The organism is Pseudomonas sp. SIMBA_067, assembly GCF_046534675.1.
Lineage (GTDB): Bacteria > Pseudomonadota > Gammaproteobacteria > Pseudomonadales > Pseudomonadaceae > Aquipseudomonas > Aquipseudomonas putida.
On sequence record NZ_JAWRYH010000185.1, the window covers coordinates 1 to 326 of the forward strand.

Sequence of the window (326 nt, forward strand, 5' to 3'; positions counted from 1 at the left end):
CCCTCTCTGTTTGATTGGTCTGATAAAAGAGGGTTGGTTTCTTTTGATATGCTTATAGTTCCAGCTAAGTTTTGAGGGGCTACTTTCCAACCCCCGATACGCGTAACAGCTGCGGGGCTTTTAGAAACCCTTTGTCCTAACAATAACCAATCAAAAGCATGGGATTCTGGCTCTCCGTAAGGCCTAACTCTAAAATTATCTCTATATAGCCTTAGCCCCCCAGAGTTTTCAAGCCAGTTTTTTCGTGTTTTAACATCAAAGTTTTTGTAAGGGAAACGCTTTAAATTATCTTTGGTCGGTAGACTCAATTTAAAGTAAAATAAATT

At 39.3% G+C, this 326-nt stretch carries 1 pseudogene; it reads right to left on the minus strand.

Annotated features, from left to right (window positions below):
* A pseudogene (locus tag SB765_RS28645) lies at window positions 1-326 on the minus strand (hypothetical protein); the annotation flags it as partial.